Annotated in this window: 13 protein-coding genes; 12 read left to right on the forward strand and 1 reads right to left on the reverse strand. The window is 73.8% G+C overall.

Going from position 1 to position 16,342, the window contains the following annotated elements; translation table 11 throughout:
• The first annotated feature begins 195 nt into the window (after positions 1-195).
• Complete coding sequence (locus ACWEQL_RS06080) at positions 196-579, forward strand: VOC family protein (RefSeq protein ID WP_452148965.1); 384 nt, start codon at positions 196-198, stop codon at positions 577-579.
• On the opposite strand, the gene ACWEQL_RS06085 is transcribed toward ACWEQL_RS06080, so the two are convergent.
• On the reverse strand, positions 566-1,480 hold the full coding sequence (locus tag ACWEQL_RS06085) for a DUF6896 domain-containing protein (protein WP_452148966.1): 915 nt from the start codon (positions 1,478-1,480) through the stop codon (positions 566-568). The two genes, ACWEQL_RS06080 and ACWEQL_RS06085, sit on opposite strands and share 14 nt — an antisense overlap.
• Before the next feature lie 552 nt (positions 1,481-2,032).
• Here ACWEQL_RS06085 and ACWEQL_RS06090 point away from each other — a divergent pair.
• The 11 genes from ACWEQL_RS06090 (at position 2,033) to ACWEQL_RS06140 (ending at position 16,342) form a co-directional block, all read left to right on the forward strand.
• The gene (locus ACWEQL_RS06090; RefSeq protein WP_452148967.1) at positions 2,033-2,638 is read left to right on the forward strand and encodes a carbonic anhydrase; all 606 of its coding nucleotides are present in this window, start codon (positions 2,033-2,035) and stop codon (positions 2,636-2,638) included.
• 53 nt (positions 2,639-2,691) lie between these two features.
• Positions 2,692-4,224: a SulP family inorganic anion transporter gene (locus tag ACWEQL_RS06095; RefSeq protein WP_452148968.1), complete on the forward strand. Its 1,533-nt coding sequence runs from the start codon at positions 2,692-2,694 to the stop codon at positions 4,222-4,224.
• A gap of 188 nt (positions 4,225-4,412) precedes the next feature.
• The gene (locus tag ACWEQL_RS06100; RefSeq protein WP_452148969.1) at positions 4,413-4,982 is read left to right on the forward strand and encodes an NADPH-dependent FMN reductase; all 570 of its coding nucleotides are present in this window, start codon (positions 4,413-4,415) and stop codon (positions 4,980-4,982) included.
• Between the two features lie 753 nt (positions 4,983-5,735).
• Complete coding sequence (locus ACWEQL_RS06105) at positions 5,736-6,722, forward strand: TauD/TfdA dioxygenase family protein (protein ID WP_452148970.1); 987 nt, start codon at positions 5,736-5,738, stop codon at positions 6,720-6,722.
• A gap of 38 nt (positions 6,723-6,760) precedes the next feature.
• Positions 6,761-8,017 (forward strand): ROK family protein, encoded by a 1,257-nt coding sequence (locus ACWEQL_RS06110; RefSeq protein WP_452148971.1) that lies wholly within the window; start codon positions 6,761-6,763, stop codon positions 8,015-8,017.
• Complete coding sequence (locus ACWEQL_RS06115) at positions 8,014-9,630, forward strand: ABC transporter substrate-binding protein (protein WP_452148972.1); 1,617 nt, start codon at positions 8,014-8,016, stop codon at positions 9,628-9,630. The genes ACWEQL_RS06110 and ACWEQL_RS06115 overlap by 4 nt, the downstream gene beginning before the upstream one ends.
• A gap of 3 nt (positions 9,631-9,633) precedes the next feature.
• Entirely contained in the window at positions 9,634-10,578 is a 945-nt protein-coding gene (locus ACWEQL_RS06120; RefSeq protein ID WP_452148973.1) for an ABC transporter permease, read from the forward strand.
• Between the two features lie 5 nt (positions 10,579-10,583).
• Positions 10,584-11,450 carry an ABC transporter permease gene (locus tag ACWEQL_RS06125; RefSeq protein WP_452148974.1) on the forward strand — a complete coding sequence of 289 codons (867 nt, stop codon included), beginning with the start codon at positions 10,584-10,586 and terminating at the stop codon, positions 11,448-11,450.
• Entirely contained in the window at positions 11,447-13,216 is a 1,770-nt protein-coding gene (locus tag ACWEQL_RS06130; RefSeq protein ID WP_452148975.1) for an ABC transporter ATP-binding protein, read from the forward strand. Before ACWEQL_RS06125 ends, ACWEQL_RS06130 begins: the two co-directional genes overlap by 4 nt.
• Entirely contained in the window at positions 13,213-15,597 is a 2,385-nt protein-coding gene (locus ACWEQL_RS06135; RefSeq protein WP_452148976.1) for an arylsulfatase, read from the forward strand. The genes ACWEQL_RS06130 and ACWEQL_RS06135 overlap by 4 nt, the downstream gene beginning before the upstream one ends.
• Before the next feature lie 88 nt (positions 15,598-15,685).
• The gene (locus ACWEQL_RS06140) at positions 15,686-16,342 is read left to right on the forward strand and encodes a 4'-phosphopantetheinyl transferase family protein (RefSeq protein WP_452148977.1); all 657 of its coding nucleotides are present in this window, start codon (positions 15,686-15,688) and stop codon (positions 16,340-16,342) included.

Here is a 16,342-nt window from a genome sequence, read left to right on the forward strand (position 1 = left end):
AACGTAGGCGGCGATCAACTCGCCGGTCAGAGCCTTCCGATGGGCACCCGCGTGGCGGTGGGCCAGCACGTCGATGAACACGTCCACGACACTCGGCCCCCTCATCGCCCTTCGGCCGGTCGGCCGAACTCAACGCCCCTCGATGGAAAGCGTACTGACGCCCCGTCCCCATCTGCTCGCCGTACACTGACGGACATGGCATGCCGCATCAGTGAGCTGGTCATCGACTGCGTCGATCCGGAGCGGCTCGCCGCGTTCTGGAGTGACGTCCTGGGGTACGTCGAACTCGGGCGGGAGAGTGACGGGAGCATCGAGATCGGGCCGCCGGACGCCGGCTTCGGGGGGCCGCAGCCGACCCTCATCCTCAGCCCCAGCGACGACCCGCGAACGGGCAAGCTCCGGTTGCACATCGACGTCAACCCCACCGACCGCGACCAGGACGCCGAGCTGGAGCGCCTGCACGCCCTCGGCGCCAGGCCCGTCGACATCGGCCAGACCGGCACCGAGAACTGGCACGTCCTGGCCGACCCCGAGGGCAACGAGTTCTGCCTCCTCCACACCCGGCTCAAGGCTCTCTGACGGACGGAGCGCCCTCGCCCTCGCTCACCGGGCTGAACCATCCCGGCCGCACCTCGGTGAGCTGCGGCAGCGCGGAGGCGGCGGCGCGAAGGGCGTCCTGCTCGGGGACGTACGCCTCCGGCAGTCTCGACCCGTAGTACTGGAGTCGACAGGCGTCGAAGACGACCGCGCCCTGCACGGTGAAGTCCACGTCGACCACCGTCCCGTCGGGGCCGGAGAACCGGCAGCCATAGCCGTGCAGCTCGTACAGGTGGTCGCCGGCCACACCGGTCCGCGGGCGGCGACGGCCGAGGAGGTCCCGCGGGTGCGCGACCGGCGGGTCGTCCGCTCGCAGCGCGGTGGAGATCCCGGCGAGCGCCGCCAGGAAGTCGAGGACCAGCTCACGTTCCGTGGTCACCCGGCGCGGCCGGTGCGGCCCGAAGAGCGACGGATCGGCGCCGAGGTGCCATGCCTCGACACGGAGCAGCGCATCGAGGCCGGCCTCGGACCACCCGCTGAACCCGTTCTCGTACTCGGGGGCCAGACCGGTCACCGGGTCGAGCAGTTCGAGATCGTGACCGAACGCGTCGTAGAGCAGCGACGCGAACCGGCGGGGTGACAGCCGCCCGCACATCACCTGCCGGGCCAACGCCCGCGCGCCCGCCTCGTTCGCCTCCCGGCCGCCCGGCTCGTGCCACGGCAGGCCGAGCTCCGCGCACGCCTCCCGCACCAACCCGGGCACCCGGCCTTCGGGGTCGCCTCCCGCCAGCCCACCCAGCAGCCGCAGCGCCGGGCCGTCGAGCCCCTCGGCCAGCGCCTGCGCCGCGGCGTCGATCACATCGGCGGTCCGCAGACCGAGCCGGGCACCCCACAACGCCGCCGCCTCACGAAACCCGAACCCGGGACGAACGACAAGAGTCACCCACCCATGATCGCCCACCCTCGCCGGCCCTGACGCGAGAACATCCGAGTCGAAGTCGGCTGCCCGGCTTTCCCGGCCGCCGAACCCCTGTGCGAGAAGTCGGCCGGGCCGACTTCTCGCGCAGGAGCATGCGCGGGCAGGATTCGCGCCCAGCGCCGGAGTCGATCACTATGAGGCGGGTTCGGGGAGACCCGCCCGGCAATGGCCGTCCGTGTGCCAAACGGATGCTGACGCTCAGTCAAACTCCGAACGTCGGGGCGATGGCCGAGTACACGGACGGTTCCGGAGGGCCGGTAACGGGATGTTAACCGGACCCGCACAAGTCCACCCCGGATCCCGCTTTTACCGACCCGATACCCGTGTTTTACTGGGTCTTGACGCAGCACCAGGTTACCGGGGGGTCACCGACGGTCAGCGGCGTGCACGGGCTTCGCCGTGCCCCGACGGCGGTTCGTATCCGCCTCCCGACCGTGCCGGTGCCGGCGCCCGTTTGCCCGACCGACCGCCCGCCCCGGCACGTTCCCGTGCGAGGGGGCAGAAGGAGGCATCCCTATGGATCCGCTGATCGACCGTGCCCGCGCCTTCCCGCAGCGCGCCGGCAGAGCCGGCCGTGAACTCACCGGCCTGGCCGCCGGGCAGTCGCCGCTCGCGCTGTTCATCACCTGCTCCGACTCCAGAGTCGTGCCGACCCTGATCACCGGTTCCGACCCGGGCGAGCTGTTCGAGCTGCGCACGGCCGGCAACATCGTGCCGGAGTACCGCGCCGAGTCCGCCTCGGGCGAGACCGCGACCATCGAGTACGCGGTCGAGGTGCTCGGCGTGCGGGACATCGTGGTGTGCGGCCACTCGCACTGCGGCGCGGTCGGGGCGGTGGTCCGCGGGGACGACCTCAGCGTGGTGCCCGCCGTCCGCGCCTGGCTGCGCAACGCCGACCGGACGGCGCTGGCGGCCGCCGACGACACCGAGGTCTTCGACCCGACGGTGGCCGGCCCGGTGCAGCGGCACGTGCTCGCCCAGCTGGAGCGGCTGCGCGGCTACCCGGGGATCGCCCGGCGGCTCGACGAGGGCCGGATCGCCCTGCACGGCTGGTTCTACGAGATCCACACCGGCCTGGTGCTCTCGCACCGGCCCGAGTCCGGGGTCTTCCTCCCGCTGTGAGCGGCACCCGACCACACGACCGCCACCCTCCCGAGCATCCTCCCGAGGACCTGATGACCCGTCGTCCCGCCCTCCGGCCGGCCACCACCGCCAAGCCTCCGGGCGCCTCCACCAGGCTTCCGGGCGCCTCCGTCCTGCGCGCCGATTTCGCGGCCTCCCTCGTCGTGTTCCTGGTCGCCCTGCCGCTCTGCGTCGGCGTGGCGGTCGCCTCCGGCGTCCCGGCCGAACTCGGCCTGGTCACCGGCATCGTCGGCGGCCTGCTGACCGGGCTGCTGCCGGGCAGCAGCCTCCAGGTGTCCGGGCCCGCCGCGGGGCTGACCGTGCTGGTGTACGGCGCCGTGCAGGAGCACGGCCTGGCCACCCTCGGCGTGATCACCGCGGCGGCCGGGCTGCTGCAGATCGCCATGGGCGCGGCCCGGCTCGGCCGGCTGTTCCGGGCGATCTCGGTCTCGGTCGTGCAGGGCATGCTGGCCGGCATCGGGCTGGTCCTGATCGCGGGGCAGCTGTACGCGATGGCCGACACCAAGGCCCCGGCGGACGGCCTGGCCAAGCTCGCCGGACTCCCTCGCCTGCTGGCGGACACCCTGACCGGCGCCCGGACCCTCACGGCGGCCGCCGTGGGCGCGGGCACGGTCGCCGTCCTGGTGCTGTGGCCGCGGCTGCCGGAACGGGTGCGGGTGGTGCCCGCGCCGCTGGCCGCCGTCGCCGCGGCCACCGCCGCGACCGCGCTGTTCGGGCTGGACATCGCCAAGGTCGAGGTGGCCGGGCTGGCCGGGGTGATCGACGTCCCGGGGCTGTCCGACCTCTCGGCGCTCGGCAGCGCGAGCGTGCTGGGCACGGTGCTCGCGTTCGCGCTGATCGCCTCGGCGGAGAGCCTGTTCAGCGCGGCGGCCGTGGACCGGCTGCACGACGGGCCGCGGACCCACTACGACAAGGAACTGCTCGCCCAGGGCGTCGGCAACACGGTCTGCGGAATGCTCGGCGCGCTCCCGATGACCGCCGTGATCGTGCGCAGCGCGGCCAACGTCCAGGCGGGCGCGCGGACCAAGGCCTCGCGGGTCCTGCACGGGGTGTGGCTGCTGCTGTTCGCGGCGCTGCTGCCGGCGGCGCTGTCGGTGATCCCGCTGGCGGCGCTGGCCGGGGTGCTGGTGCACGCGGGGGCGAAGCTGGTGCCGGTGAAGTCCTTCGTCCCGCTGTGGCGGGCGCACCGCGGGGAGGCGCTGATCCTGGCGGTGACCGCGGTGGCGATCGTGGCGACCAACCTGTTCGAGGGGGTGCTGCTCGGCCTGCTGCTCTCGGTGCTGAAGACCGCGTGGGACACCTCGCACCTGCACGTGGAGGTCGAGGAGCGGCCGGACGGGGTGATCGAGGTGGTGTTGCTCGGCAACGCGACCTTCCTGCGGCTGCCGCGGCTGCTGGACGCCCTGGAGCGGCTGCCGGTCGACCGGATCGTCCACCTCGACCTGACCGGGCTGCGGCACCTGGACCACGCGTGCCGCAGCGCGCTGGAGACCTGGGAGGAGCGGCACAACCGGGCGGGCTCCGCCGAGGTGGTCCGGGTGCCGGTGGGGGCGGCCCGCGCCTGATCCCGGCCCTGATCCCAGCGCTGATCCCGGGCCTGATCCCAGCGCTGATCCGCTCCCGATCACGGGCGTTTCCGCGGCGGCGGGCGTGTGCGAACCGGGTTCACGCCCGCCGCGCGGGAGGATGCGGAGCGGCGGATCCCGGTCCGCCGTTCCCCCTCCGCACCCCGTCGCCGCCCAGGAGGCCCCACGTGACCACGTACCAGGTCGGATACTTCGTCGGCAGTCTCTCCGCCAAGTCCATCAACCGGATCCTCGCCGGGGCGCTGATCCGGCTCGCCCCGCCGGAGCTGCAGTTCCGGGAGATCCCGATCAAGGACCTGCCGCTGTACAACCACGACTTCGACACCGACTACCCGCCGGAGGGCCGGGCGCTCAAGGAGGCGATCGCCTCGGTGGACGCGGTGCTGTTCGTGACGCCGGAGTACAACCGGTCGATCCCGGGCGGGTTGAAGAACGCGATCGACTGGGCGAGCCGGCCGTGGGGGACGAACTCCTTCACCCACAAGCCGTCGGCCGTGATCGGCACCTCCCCGGGCAAGATCGGCACCGCGGTCGCCCAGCAGAACCTCCGCTCGGTGCTCAGCTTCTGCAACTCGCCGCAGATGAACGCCCCGGAGGCGTACATCCAGTTCACGCCCGGCCTGTTCAACGACGCGGGCGAGGTGACCGACCCGGCGACGCAGCGCTTCCTCGCGGATTTCATGGCGGATTACAAGACGTTCGTCGAACGGGTGCTCACCGTCCTCCCCCGGCAGTAGCCCGAACCCGGTACGGGCGGCTCGCGTCGCGACGCCCGTACGACACCTTCGCCGGCCCCGGCGGGCCGGTTCACCCCTGGCCCGCCGGGGCCGCGGCGTGTCCGGGCGGCCCGGTGGGTCCGGGAGCGTCCCGCGGCCGCGGGCCGGGTTACTTCCGCTCCGAGAGTTAATCCGCGCCGCGGGCGGCCGACAAGGGCGGATGCGGCGACGAAGCGCTCCCGCCATCCGCCCGCCATACCCGGAAACACCGCGTCACACGGTCGCAACACCCGTTCCCACCAGGCGAATCGGCGATTGACAGCGGGCCTCCGGCTTCAGCACGATGAGCCCCGAGCCCGCTCCCAGCAAGCCGGAAAGGAGGGCTCGATGATGACCGCCGTTCGCCGTCCTTCCGCCCCTGCCTGTCGCCCCGGCTGTCGCCGCTGCCGCCGCTCGTTCACCCGCTGACCCGTCCGGTACGGCGCCGTACCCGGCGCTGAACCCGACGCTCGGCGCCTCCCTCGCCACGGCCGCAGCGCGCATCCTGCCGCACCCCGACCGTGCCGCATCCGGCCGTGCCACCGCGTCCGCCGCTCCGCCGCTCCGCGGTACCGCCGTGCCCCGAGCCGGCCGGCACCGCCAGGCGACCGCGCCCTGTCCCACCCCTGCCCTCCCTGCCCCTGACCGTTCCCGTTCCCGTTCCCGTTCCCGTTCCCGTTCCCGTTCCCGTTCCCGTTCCCGCTCCACGTGACCAGCGAAAGCCGAGGTATCGCCATGACCACCGCCCCGCTCACCGAACTGCGCACCACCCCCGCCGCCGGCCGGATCGGCGCGATCGTGCACGACGTCCGGCTCCGCGGCGACCTGCCCGCCGGGACCGTCGAGGCCGTCGAGGCCGCGCTGTACCGCCACAAGGTGCTGTTCTTCCGCGGCCAGGAGCACCTGGACGACGCCGGGCAGGAGGCCTTCGCCCGGCTGCTGGGCCACCCGGTCGGCCACCCGACCGTGCCCAGCGCGGACGGCCGGTACATCTTCGAGCTGGACGCCACCAAGGGCGTGCGCGCCAACAACTGGCACACCGACGTGACCTTCGTGCCGTCCTACCCGAAGGCGTCCATCCTCCGTGCCCTGGAGCTCCCGCCGGCCGGCGGCAGCACCGTCTGGGCCAACACCGTGGCCGCGTACGAGGATCTGCCGCAGCCGCTGAAGGTGCTCGCGGAGAGCCTGCGCGCCGTCCACACCAACGACTACGACTACGCGGCGAGCCTGGCGCTGCGCCCCGAGCTGGCGGAGAACCGGGAGATCGCCGAGCTGTTCCGCCAGGTGTTCGTCTCGACCGCGTTCCGCACCGAGCACCCGCTGGTCCGGGTGCACCCGGTGACGGGCGAGCGGACGCTGCTGCTCGGCTCGTTCGCGCAGCGCATCCAGGGCGTGTCCGGCGCCGACAGCCGGGCACTGATCGCCCTGTTCCAGCGCTACGTCGAGCGGCTGGAGAACACCGTTCGCTGGGAGTGGCAGGTCGGCGACGTGGCGATCTGGGACAACCGGGCGACCCAGCACTACGCGGTGAACGACTACGGCGACGAGCCGCGCCTGGTGCGCCGGATCACCCTGGACGGCGACCTGCCGGTCGGCGTGGACGGGGTGCCGAGCCGTCTGCTGGAGCCGTCCGACCCGCCGCGCGTGGCCGGTCTGGTGCCCGCCGAGGAGCTGGAGGCCGCCGCCCGCGAGGAGGCCGCCGAGGCCGCCGGCCAGGCCTGATCAAGCCTGACCAGCCCCCCCCCCCCGAGAGGCCCCCGATGCCCACCGACCACCTCGCCCCCCGCCCCGGGGACGATCGCCGGGACGTCAACGCCGCCACCGTGCTGCGCACCGTGCTGGACCACGGGCCGATCGCCCGCAGCCGGGTCGCCGCGCTCACCGGGCTCAGCCCGGCCGCGGTGTCCCGGCAGGTGGTCGACCTGGTGCGGCTGGGACTGCTCTGCGAGCGGCCGGAGTTGGCCGCCTCCTCGGGCGTCGGCCGGCCACAGCGGCCGGTGGACGTCGACACCGGGCGGCTGGCGGTGGCCGGGGTGCACCTGGGCCTGCCGTACACCACGCTCTCGCTGCTGGACCTGCGCGGGAACGTGCTGCTGCGCGAGGAGTTCGGCAACCGCGGCCGGACCGGGACGGCCGTGCTGCGGCCGGTCCTGGAGCGGCTGCCGCGCTTCCTGGCGGGCGCGGCGGCCGGCGGCCGTACGGTGGTCGGGCTGGGCGCGGTCTCGGGTGGTTCGGTGGACCCGACGCGTGGGGTGACGGTCAGCCATGTTCCGCTCCGGTGGCGCGAGGTGCCGCTGCGCGAGCTTCTGGAGCGGGCCACCGGGCTGCCGGTGCAGGTGGACAACCACGCCCGGGCGCTGGCGCAGTCGGAGATCCTCTTCGGGCGTCCGGCTGCGCGGGGCGGCCTGGTCCAGCTGTTCGTCGGCCATGTGGTGGACGCGGCGCTGGCGGTCGGCGGCCGGGTGCACCTGGGGCCGCGGTCGGCGACCGGTGACCTGGCGCACCTGCGGGTCTCCGGCAGCCGGGCGCTGTGCGGGTGCGGCCGGCGGGGCTGTTTCGTGGCCGCCGCCTCGGACACCGCGCTGTTCGAGGCGGCGGCCGCCGCCGGCGTCATCGACGCCCCCGACCGCTTCAAGCTGATCGCCGCCGTCCGGGCCGGCGATCCCCGGGCCGACCGGATGGTGCTGCGGCGCTCCCGGATGATCGGCGAGATGGTGGCCCTGCTGGCCGACGTGGTGAACCCCGATCTGGTGGTACTCACGGAGACCTTCGCCACCCTCGACGCCCGGTACCTGGACGCCGTGCGCGCCGAGGTCCGCCGTCGCTCGCACCTCGCCCGCGACCCGGAGTGGGACCCGCAGTCCGTGGTCGTCCAGCAGCGCGGCGCCGACGCCCTCGCGGCCGCCGCCGGCGCGGCGGTGCTCGGCGCCCTGTACGCGAGCCCGCTGCGCACCGTCCGCCCCTGCGCCCCCTCCCCCCGAACCCAATCCGACACCCCGAAGGTGCTCCTGCCATGACCTGGAACGGCCCCGCCACCAGCCCCACCGACCCGTCGTCCCCCTCCCGCCTCTCCCGCCGGAACCTGCTGCGCGGCGGCCTGGCCGGAGTCGGCCTGCTCTCGCTCGCCGCCTGCCGTTCGGCCGCGGACACGGCGGGCACGGCCGCGGACGGCGCCGGCGCCTCGGCCACCCCGCGTCGCGGCGGGGTGCTCCAGGTGTCCGCCGGGATCGACGTCACGCCGAGCCTGCTGTTCGCGGTGAGCGCCAACACCCTGGTGCAGCGGCTCGTCTTCAACACCCTGACCCGGTACGACGACCGGCTGCGGCCGCAGCCCGAGCTCGCCACCTCCTGGCAGCTCGCCGCGGACGGCCTGAGCATCACGCTCAAGCTGCGCGAGGACGTCCGGTTCCACAGCGGCCGGAGGTTCACCGCCGACGATGTGGTGTTCGCCGTCAAGAACCTCCAGAACCCGGCCCGCTCGGCGCAGTTGAGGGCGACCGCGGCCGCCGTCACCGACTTCCGCAAGAACGGCGACCACGAGCTGACGCTGGTCCTGGCGCACCCGGTCAGCAACCTCTTCGACCTCTTCGAGTTCATGATCATCCCGGACGCGGCCACCGTGGAGGAGGCCGTGGCCGGCACCAAGCTGATCGGCACCGGCCCGTTCACCTTCACCGAGCGCAAGCCCGGCACCTCGATCAGCCTCGCCCGCAACGACGCGTACTGGAACCCCGGCCGCCCCTACCTGGACGGGGTGGAGATCCGGATCATCCCCCAGGCCGAGGCCCACCTGTCCGCGCTGCGCACCGGCCAGAGCCAGCTCGCCTACGACCTGCGTGGCAAGGACGTCGCCACGCTCAAGAACGACCCGCAGTTCCGGATCGCCGAATACGCCACCGGGTCCGGCGCCTACTACATCGGCGCCGACCTGACCGCCGAGCACGTCTCGGACAAGCGGGTACGGCAGGCCATCGCCTGGGCGGTGGACCGCGAGCGGCTGGTGCAGCAGGCGCTCGGCGGGTACGGGCAGGTCTCGGCCACCCCGTGGCCCCGCTCCTCCCCCGCCTGGACCGAGGCCGGCGCCACCCACTACCGCCACGACCCGGCCAAGGCGAGGGAGTTGCTCAAGCAGGCCGGACTCACCGGGATCACCCTGCCGTTCGGCCACTCCAACACCCCCGGCGGCACGGCGATCGCGCAGATCCTGCAGTACGACCTCAAGCAGGTCGGCATCGAGACCGTGCTGCAGCCCACCGACTCGGCCACCATGCAGAAGCAGCTCATCTCCCAGACCATGCCGGCCCTCTGGACGCTCAGCCACGGCTTCGCCCAGCTCAACCCGGCCACCCTGGCGGTCAGCGCGTACCCGTTCAACGAGGCGCGCAACAGCTCGCACTTCTCCTCCCCCGCCTACACCGACATCGTGCAGCGGGCCTGGAAGCGGCCGGACGCCGACAGCGCCGAGGCGAAGGCGCTCTACCAGCGGATCACCGACGTGCTGCTGGACGAGGAGTTCGTGATCGACCTCGCCATCGGCGGCCTGGTGGAGGTGGCCGGCGCCAAGGTGCGCGGCGCCACCCTCAACAAGTTCGGCTACCTCACCCTCGACGACGCCTACCTGACGGCCTGACCCATGCGCCCCTACCTCCTCAAACGACTGCCGTCCGGGCTGCTGGTACTGGTCCTGGCCTCCTTCGCGGTCTTCCTCATCCTGCGGCTGATCCCGGGCGACCCGGCCACCTCGCTGGCCGGACCGGACGCCGGACCGGAGACCGTCGCCGCGGTCCGCGCCCGGCTCGGCCTCGACCGGCCCCTGGCCGGCCAGTACCTCTCCTGGCTCGGCGACCTGCTGAGCGGCGATCTAGGGCCCAGCTACGCGATCGGCGGGCAGGTCGCCGACCTGATCGCCGACGGCGCCGCCGCCACCGTCGAACTCACCCTCGCCGCCCTGCTGCTGGTGGTGCTGATCGCCGTCCCGCTCGGCGTGATCGGCGCCACCACCCAGCGCCGGCCGGCCTCGGCGGCCGTCCGGGCGATCACCACGGCCGTGCTCGCGGTGCCGCCCTTCGTCACCGGGGTGCTGCTGGTCCTGCTGTTCGCGGTGACCCTGCGGCTGCTGCCCGCCGGCGGCCACGAGTCCCTGCTGACCGCCCCCGACCTGGCGCTGCAGTATCTGGCGCTGCCCGCGCTCTGCCTGGCCCTGCCCAGCGCCGCGATCCTCGCCCGCTACCTCAAGGACGGGCTGGAGCGGGCGCTCGCCGAGGACTACGTCCGGACCGCGACCGCGCTCGGCGTCTCCCGGCGGCGGATCGTCTGGCGGCACGCACTGCCCAACGCGCTGCCGCCCGCCGTCACCGTGCTGGGCCTGCAGATCGGCCAACTCCTCGGCGGCGCCGTCCTGGTGGAGGCGATCTTCGCCTGGCCCGGGCTCGGCCAGCTGGTCGAGACGGGCGTGGTCCGGCGGGACTACCCGCTGGTGCAGGACCTCCTGCTGCTGCTCGTCGCCGTCCACGTCATCGTCCAGCTGCTCACCGACCTGGTGTACGCGTGGCTGGACCCCCGGATCAGGTGGGAGTGACCCCGATGACCGCCACCACCGCCACCACGACCCCGGCACCCGCCACGGCCACGGCTCGCCCGCGCAACCCCTACCTGGCCGCGCTCTCCGGCGGGCTCGGCCTGACCGGGCTGGCCCTGGTCGGCCTGGTCGCGCTCGCCGGGCTGCTCGCCCCGGTGCTCACCGACCGGGACCCCACCGCGCAGGGCCCGCTGGCCCTCGCCGGGCCGAGCGCCGAGCATCCGTTCGGCACCGACGACCTCGGCCGCGACCTGTTCAGCCGGGTGCTGCACGGCATCTCCACGGACCTCGCGATCGCCTTCACCGCCGTACCGTTGGGCGCCCTGCTCGGCTGTGCGCTGGCCCTGCTCTCGGCCTCCTCGCGCTGGGCCGACCTCGCCGTGCAGCGCGCCTTCGACCTGCTGCTGGCCTTCCCCGGGCTGATCCTGGCGATCGCGGTCACCGCCGTCCTCGGCCCCGGCCGCTGGCCCGTGCTGATCGTGATCGTGCTCGCCGAGATCCCTGGCTTCGGACGGCAGTTGCGGGCCGGGATCCTGGTCCAGCGCGAGCGCGAGTACGCCCTGGCCGCCCGGGTCGGCGGCGCCTCCCGGGCCCGGGTGCTGCTGCGCCACGTGGTGCCGAACGCGATCGACCCGCTGATCGTGCAGAGCGCCGTCGCCCTGTCGATCGCCGTGTTCATCGAGGGCGCGATGAGCTTCCTCGGCTTCGGGGTCCGCCCGCCCGAGCCCACGCTCGGCTCGATCCTCAGCCAGTCGATGGCCTACCTGTCCACCCACCCCACCTTCGCGGCCGCCCCGCTGATCGCGGTCACCGCGTTGGTGCTCGGCCTCACCCTGATCGCCGAGGCCCTGAACCGGGGGATCCGCCGATGAGTACCGTCCTCGAAGTCCGCGACCTGACCGTCGGGTTCGACGGCGCCACCGCCGTCGACGGGGTCTCCTTCGACCTCGCCCCGGGCGACAGCCTCGGGGTGGTCGGCGAGTCCGGCTCCGGCAAGTCCACCACCGCGCTGGCGCTGCTGCGGATGCTCCCGCCCGGAGGGCGGATCACCGGCGGCGGCGTCCGGCTGGACGGCCGCGACCTCGCCGAACTCCCCGAGGAGGAGCTGCGGGCCGTCCGGGGCCGGCGGATCGCCATGATCTTCCAGGACCCGATGTCCTCGCTCAACCCGGTACTCACGATCGGGCGCCAGCTGGACGAGGCGCTACGGGCGCACGCCGGCCGGACGGACGGCCCACGGGCGGACGGCTCCCGGCCGCACGGCTCCCGGCCGGACGGCCCACGGGCCGCACGGGCGGCCCGGGCCGCGCGTTCCGTGGAACTGCTGGACCTGGTGGGCATCCCCGACGCCGCCGCCCGGCTGCGCGACCACCCGCACCAGTTCTCCGGCGGCCAGCGCCAGCGCATCATGATCGCGCTCGCCCTGGCCAACGAGCCCGACGTGCTGGTCGCCGACGAGCCCACCACCGCGCTCGACCCGACCGTCCAGCGGCAGATCCTGCGGCTGCTCGCCCGGATCAACCGCGAGACCGGCACCGCCCTGGTCGTCATCAGCCACGACCTCGGCGTGATCGCCCGCACCTGCCGCCGGGTGCTGGTGATGAAGGACGGCCGGGTGGTCGAGCACGGTCCGACCGAGCGGGTCCTCGGCGCACCGCGGCACCCGTACAGCAGGCGCCTGCTGGCCGCCGTACCCCGGCTGGAGACCCCCTCCACCGCGGCCGCCAACAGCACCCCGGGCGAGCGGCCGATCCTCGCCGTACGCGGGCTGCGCAAGACGTACGGGCCGCGCCGACGCCGGGTGACCGCGCTGGACGGCGTCGACCTGGAGCTGTACCCGGGCGAGACGCTCGGCCTGGTCGGCGAGTCCGGCTCCGGCAAGTCCACCCTCGCCCGGGCGCTGGTCCGGGTGCACGCCCCTTCGGCGGGCGAGATCCTGTTCCGCGGCGAGGAGTTGGCCCGGGCCGGCCGGGCCGCGCGACGGGAGATCCAGATGGTCTTCCAGGACCCGTACTCCTCCCTCAACCCGCGGATGACCGTGGGGCGGATCCTCGCGGAGCCGCTGATCGCGCACGGCCTCGGCGACCGGGCCACGCGGGCGGCCCGGGTGGCCGAACTGCTGGAGCGGGTCGGCCTGGACCCGGCGGCGGCCGACCGGCGGCCCGGGGCCTTCTCCGGCGGACAACGCCAACGCATCGGCATCGCCCGGGCGTTGGCTCCGGAGCCGAGCGTGCTGATCTGCGACGAGCCGGTCTCCGCACTGGACGTCTCGGTCCAGGCCCAGGTCCTCGACCTGCTCGCCGAGCTGCAGCGCGAGCTCGGCCTCGCGGTGCTCTTCATCGCCCACGACCTCGCGGTCGTACGCCAGGTGAGTCACCGCATCGCCGTGATGCACGGCGGCCGGATCGTCGAGACCGGGCCCGCCGACCGCGTCGCCACCGCGCCCGCACACCCGTACACGGCCGAACTCCTCGCCGCCGTCCCCCACTTGGGCACTCACGAGGCCGACCCGACCGACGGCCCAACCACCGACGGCCCAACCACCGACGGCCGCACCGCCGACACCCTCGGCGGCGAAGGCCGCAGCACCGACCACCGGACCACCACCGCACGCGACACCGCCCGGAGCGCCGTATGACCGACCACCCCGCAGACCACGCGGACCCCACCACCGCGTCCACCGCCGCCGCGACCCCACAGGACCCGGCCCGCCGGGACCCGTACCAGGGCTTCCCCGGGACGGTCGGCCGCACCTTCGCCGAGTCCACGCCCGCCTGGCCGGCCCGCACCCGGCCGCCGAAGGGCGCCCCCAACATCGTGGTCGTGCTGATCGACGACATGGGTTACAGCGACATCGGCCCGTTCGGTTCCGAGATCCCCACCCCCACCCTGGACCGGCTCGCCGAGCAGGGCGTCAAGCTGGCCAACTACCACACCATGCCGCTCTGCTCCCCCGCCCGCGCGGCCCTGCTCACCGGCCTCAACCCGCACCGGGTCGGCTACTCCTTCGTCGCCAACGCCGACCCCGGATTCCCCGGGTACGGCATGGAGGTGGCCGACGACATCCCCACCCTCGCCGAGCTCCTGCACGACCAGGGCTACGCCACCTACGCCGTCGGCAAGTGGCACCTCACCCGCGACTCCGCCTCCAACGCCGCCGACGACCGGGCCAACTGGCCGCTGCAGAAGGGCTTCGACCGCTACTACGGCGTGCTGGAGGGCCTCACCAGCCTCTTCCACCCGCACCAACTCGTCCGCGACAACAGCCCCCTGGACATCGACGAGTTCCCGGACGGCTACTACTACACCGACGACCTCACCGACCAGGCGATCGCCATGGTCACGTCGCTTCGCGCGCACGACGCAGAGAAGCCGTTCTTCCTCTACCTCGCCCACAACGCCGTGCACGGCCCGCTCCAGGCCAAGCCGGAGGACCTGGAGCGCCACCGGGGCCGCTACGACGGCGGCTGGGACGAGCTGCGCGCCGCCCGCTTCGCCCGCCAGCTCGCCGCCGGCCACTTCCCGCCCGGCACCGAACTGCCCGAACGTAACTCGGAGGCCGGTCACGATGTCGGCCCCTGGGACGAACTCGACGAGCCCCGACGGAAGTTGTACGCCCGCTACATGGAGGTGTACGCGGCCATGGTCGACAACGTCGACCAGAACCTCGGCCGGCTCACCGACACCCTGGCCGCCCTCGGCGAACTCGACGACACCATCATCCTGTTCACCTCCGACAACGGCGGCACCGGCGAGGGCGGACCCGAGGGCACCCGCAGCTACTTCAGCCGCTTCGTCCACCACCCGAACCTCCCGTCCGACTGGAACCCCGACGTCGAGCGGGAGATCGAGCTGATCGGCGGCCCGCGCAGCCTGGTGCACTACCCGCGCGGCTGGGGCATGGCCTCCAACACCCCGTTCCGGTTCTACAAGGGCCAGACCTACGCGGGCGGCGTCCGGGTCCCCTTCGTGCTCTCCTGGCCGGCCGGCCTGCCGCGCGCCGAGGGCGACGACGGCGTGCGCACCCAGTACCAGTACGTCACCGACCTGGTCCCCACGCTGCTCGAACTCGCGGGTCTGCAAAGGCCGGAGACCCGTCACGGCCGCACCGTGCAGGAGCTCGACGGCGTCAGCTTCGCCCCGGTCCTGCGCGCGCCCGACGCCCCCGGCACCCACCCCGAGCAGTACTGCGAGATGACCGGCAACCGCAGCTACTACCGCGACGGCTGGAAGCTGGTCACCCTGCACCGCTTCGGCGCGCCCTACGACGACGGCGAATGGGCGCTGTACGACCTGCGCACCGACCCCACCGAGATCCACGACGTCGCCGTCGAACACCCCGATCTGGTCAAGGAGTTGGCCGCGGCCTGGGAGGCCGCCGCCTGGCGCGACGGAGTCTTCCCGCTGGCCGACGGCAGCGGCGCGCTCGCCCTGCGCGGCCCGGAGGACGACCGGCTGCGCCGGCCGCTCACCCTGCTCGCCGGCACGCCCGAACTGGAACGCTACCGCTCGTCGCGGCTGATCTCCTTCCGCTCCTTCACCGTCGACGTCCGGCTCGACGCCCACGGCCCCGACGACCGGGGCGTGCTGGTCTCTCACGGCGACCAGGGCGGCGGCTACAGCCTCCGGGTCGAGGACGGCCGGCTGCGGTTCGCCTACAACGAGTACGGCGGGCTCCACGAGGCCGACGGCGGTGAACTCGCCCCGGGCGCGCACACCGTGACGGTCGAGGCGACCGCGGTGGCCGATCTGAAGTGGGAGTTCCGCCTGCTCGTCGACGGTGTCCCGACCGGCCGGCTGGGCCCGGTGCACCAGCTGATCGGCATGGCGCCGTTCCAGGGCATCAGCGTCGGGATCGACCGCAAGTCCCCGGTCTCCTGGCCGGTGTACGAGCGCCACCGCACCTTCCGCTACACCGGCGGCCTGCACTCGGTCACCTACCGGCCGGGCGCTCCGGCCCCGTACGACCCGGAGACGGTGGCCCGCGCCCTGCGCGAGGCGGCGGCCGCCTTCGAGTGATCCATCGCGCACCCGTGACCCGGCGCGACCGCCCCCGCGCCGGGTTACGCTCGCGCGGGACCAGAAGACGAGTGACCGAGGGGGACCGATGATCGGCGAACTGCTGCCCGCGAGCGTGGTGAGCGAGGTGGCCTACCAGGACGTGCCGCAGGCCCGGCTGGAGCCGGCCGAGGAGCTGGCGGTGGCACGGGCGGTGGAGTCCAGGCGGCGGGAGTTCGGCACGGTCCGGCACTGCGCCCGCACCGCGCTCGGCCGCCTCGGGGTGGCCTACCGTCCGCTGGTGCCCGGGCGCCTGGGCGCGCCGAGCTGGCCGGACGGGGTGGTGGGCAGCATGACCCACTGCGCCGGGTACCGGGCCGCCGCCGTGGCGCGCACCGGCGACCTGCACTCGCTGGGCGTCGACGCCGAGCCGGACGAGCCGCTGCCGGAGGGCGTGCTCGGCACCATCGCCCTGCCGTCCGAGCGCGAGCAGGTCACCGCGCTGCTGGCGACGGACCGCCAGGTCTCCTGGGACCGCCTGCTGTTCAGCGCCAAGGAGGCGGTGTACAAGGCGTGGTTCCCGCTGGCCGGGCAGTTCCTGGACTTCTCGGAGGCCGAGCTGAGCCTGGCGCCCGACGGCACCTTCCGCGCCCGGCTGCTGGTGCCCGGCCCCACCGTCGACGGCCGGCCGCTGGAGGGGTTCACCGGCCGCTGGGCCACCCGCGACGGGCTGCTCGCCACGGCGATCGCCGTCCCGCGCGGGTAG

The sequence above is a fragment of the Kitasatospora sp. NPDC004240 genome (genome assembly GCF_053603215.1).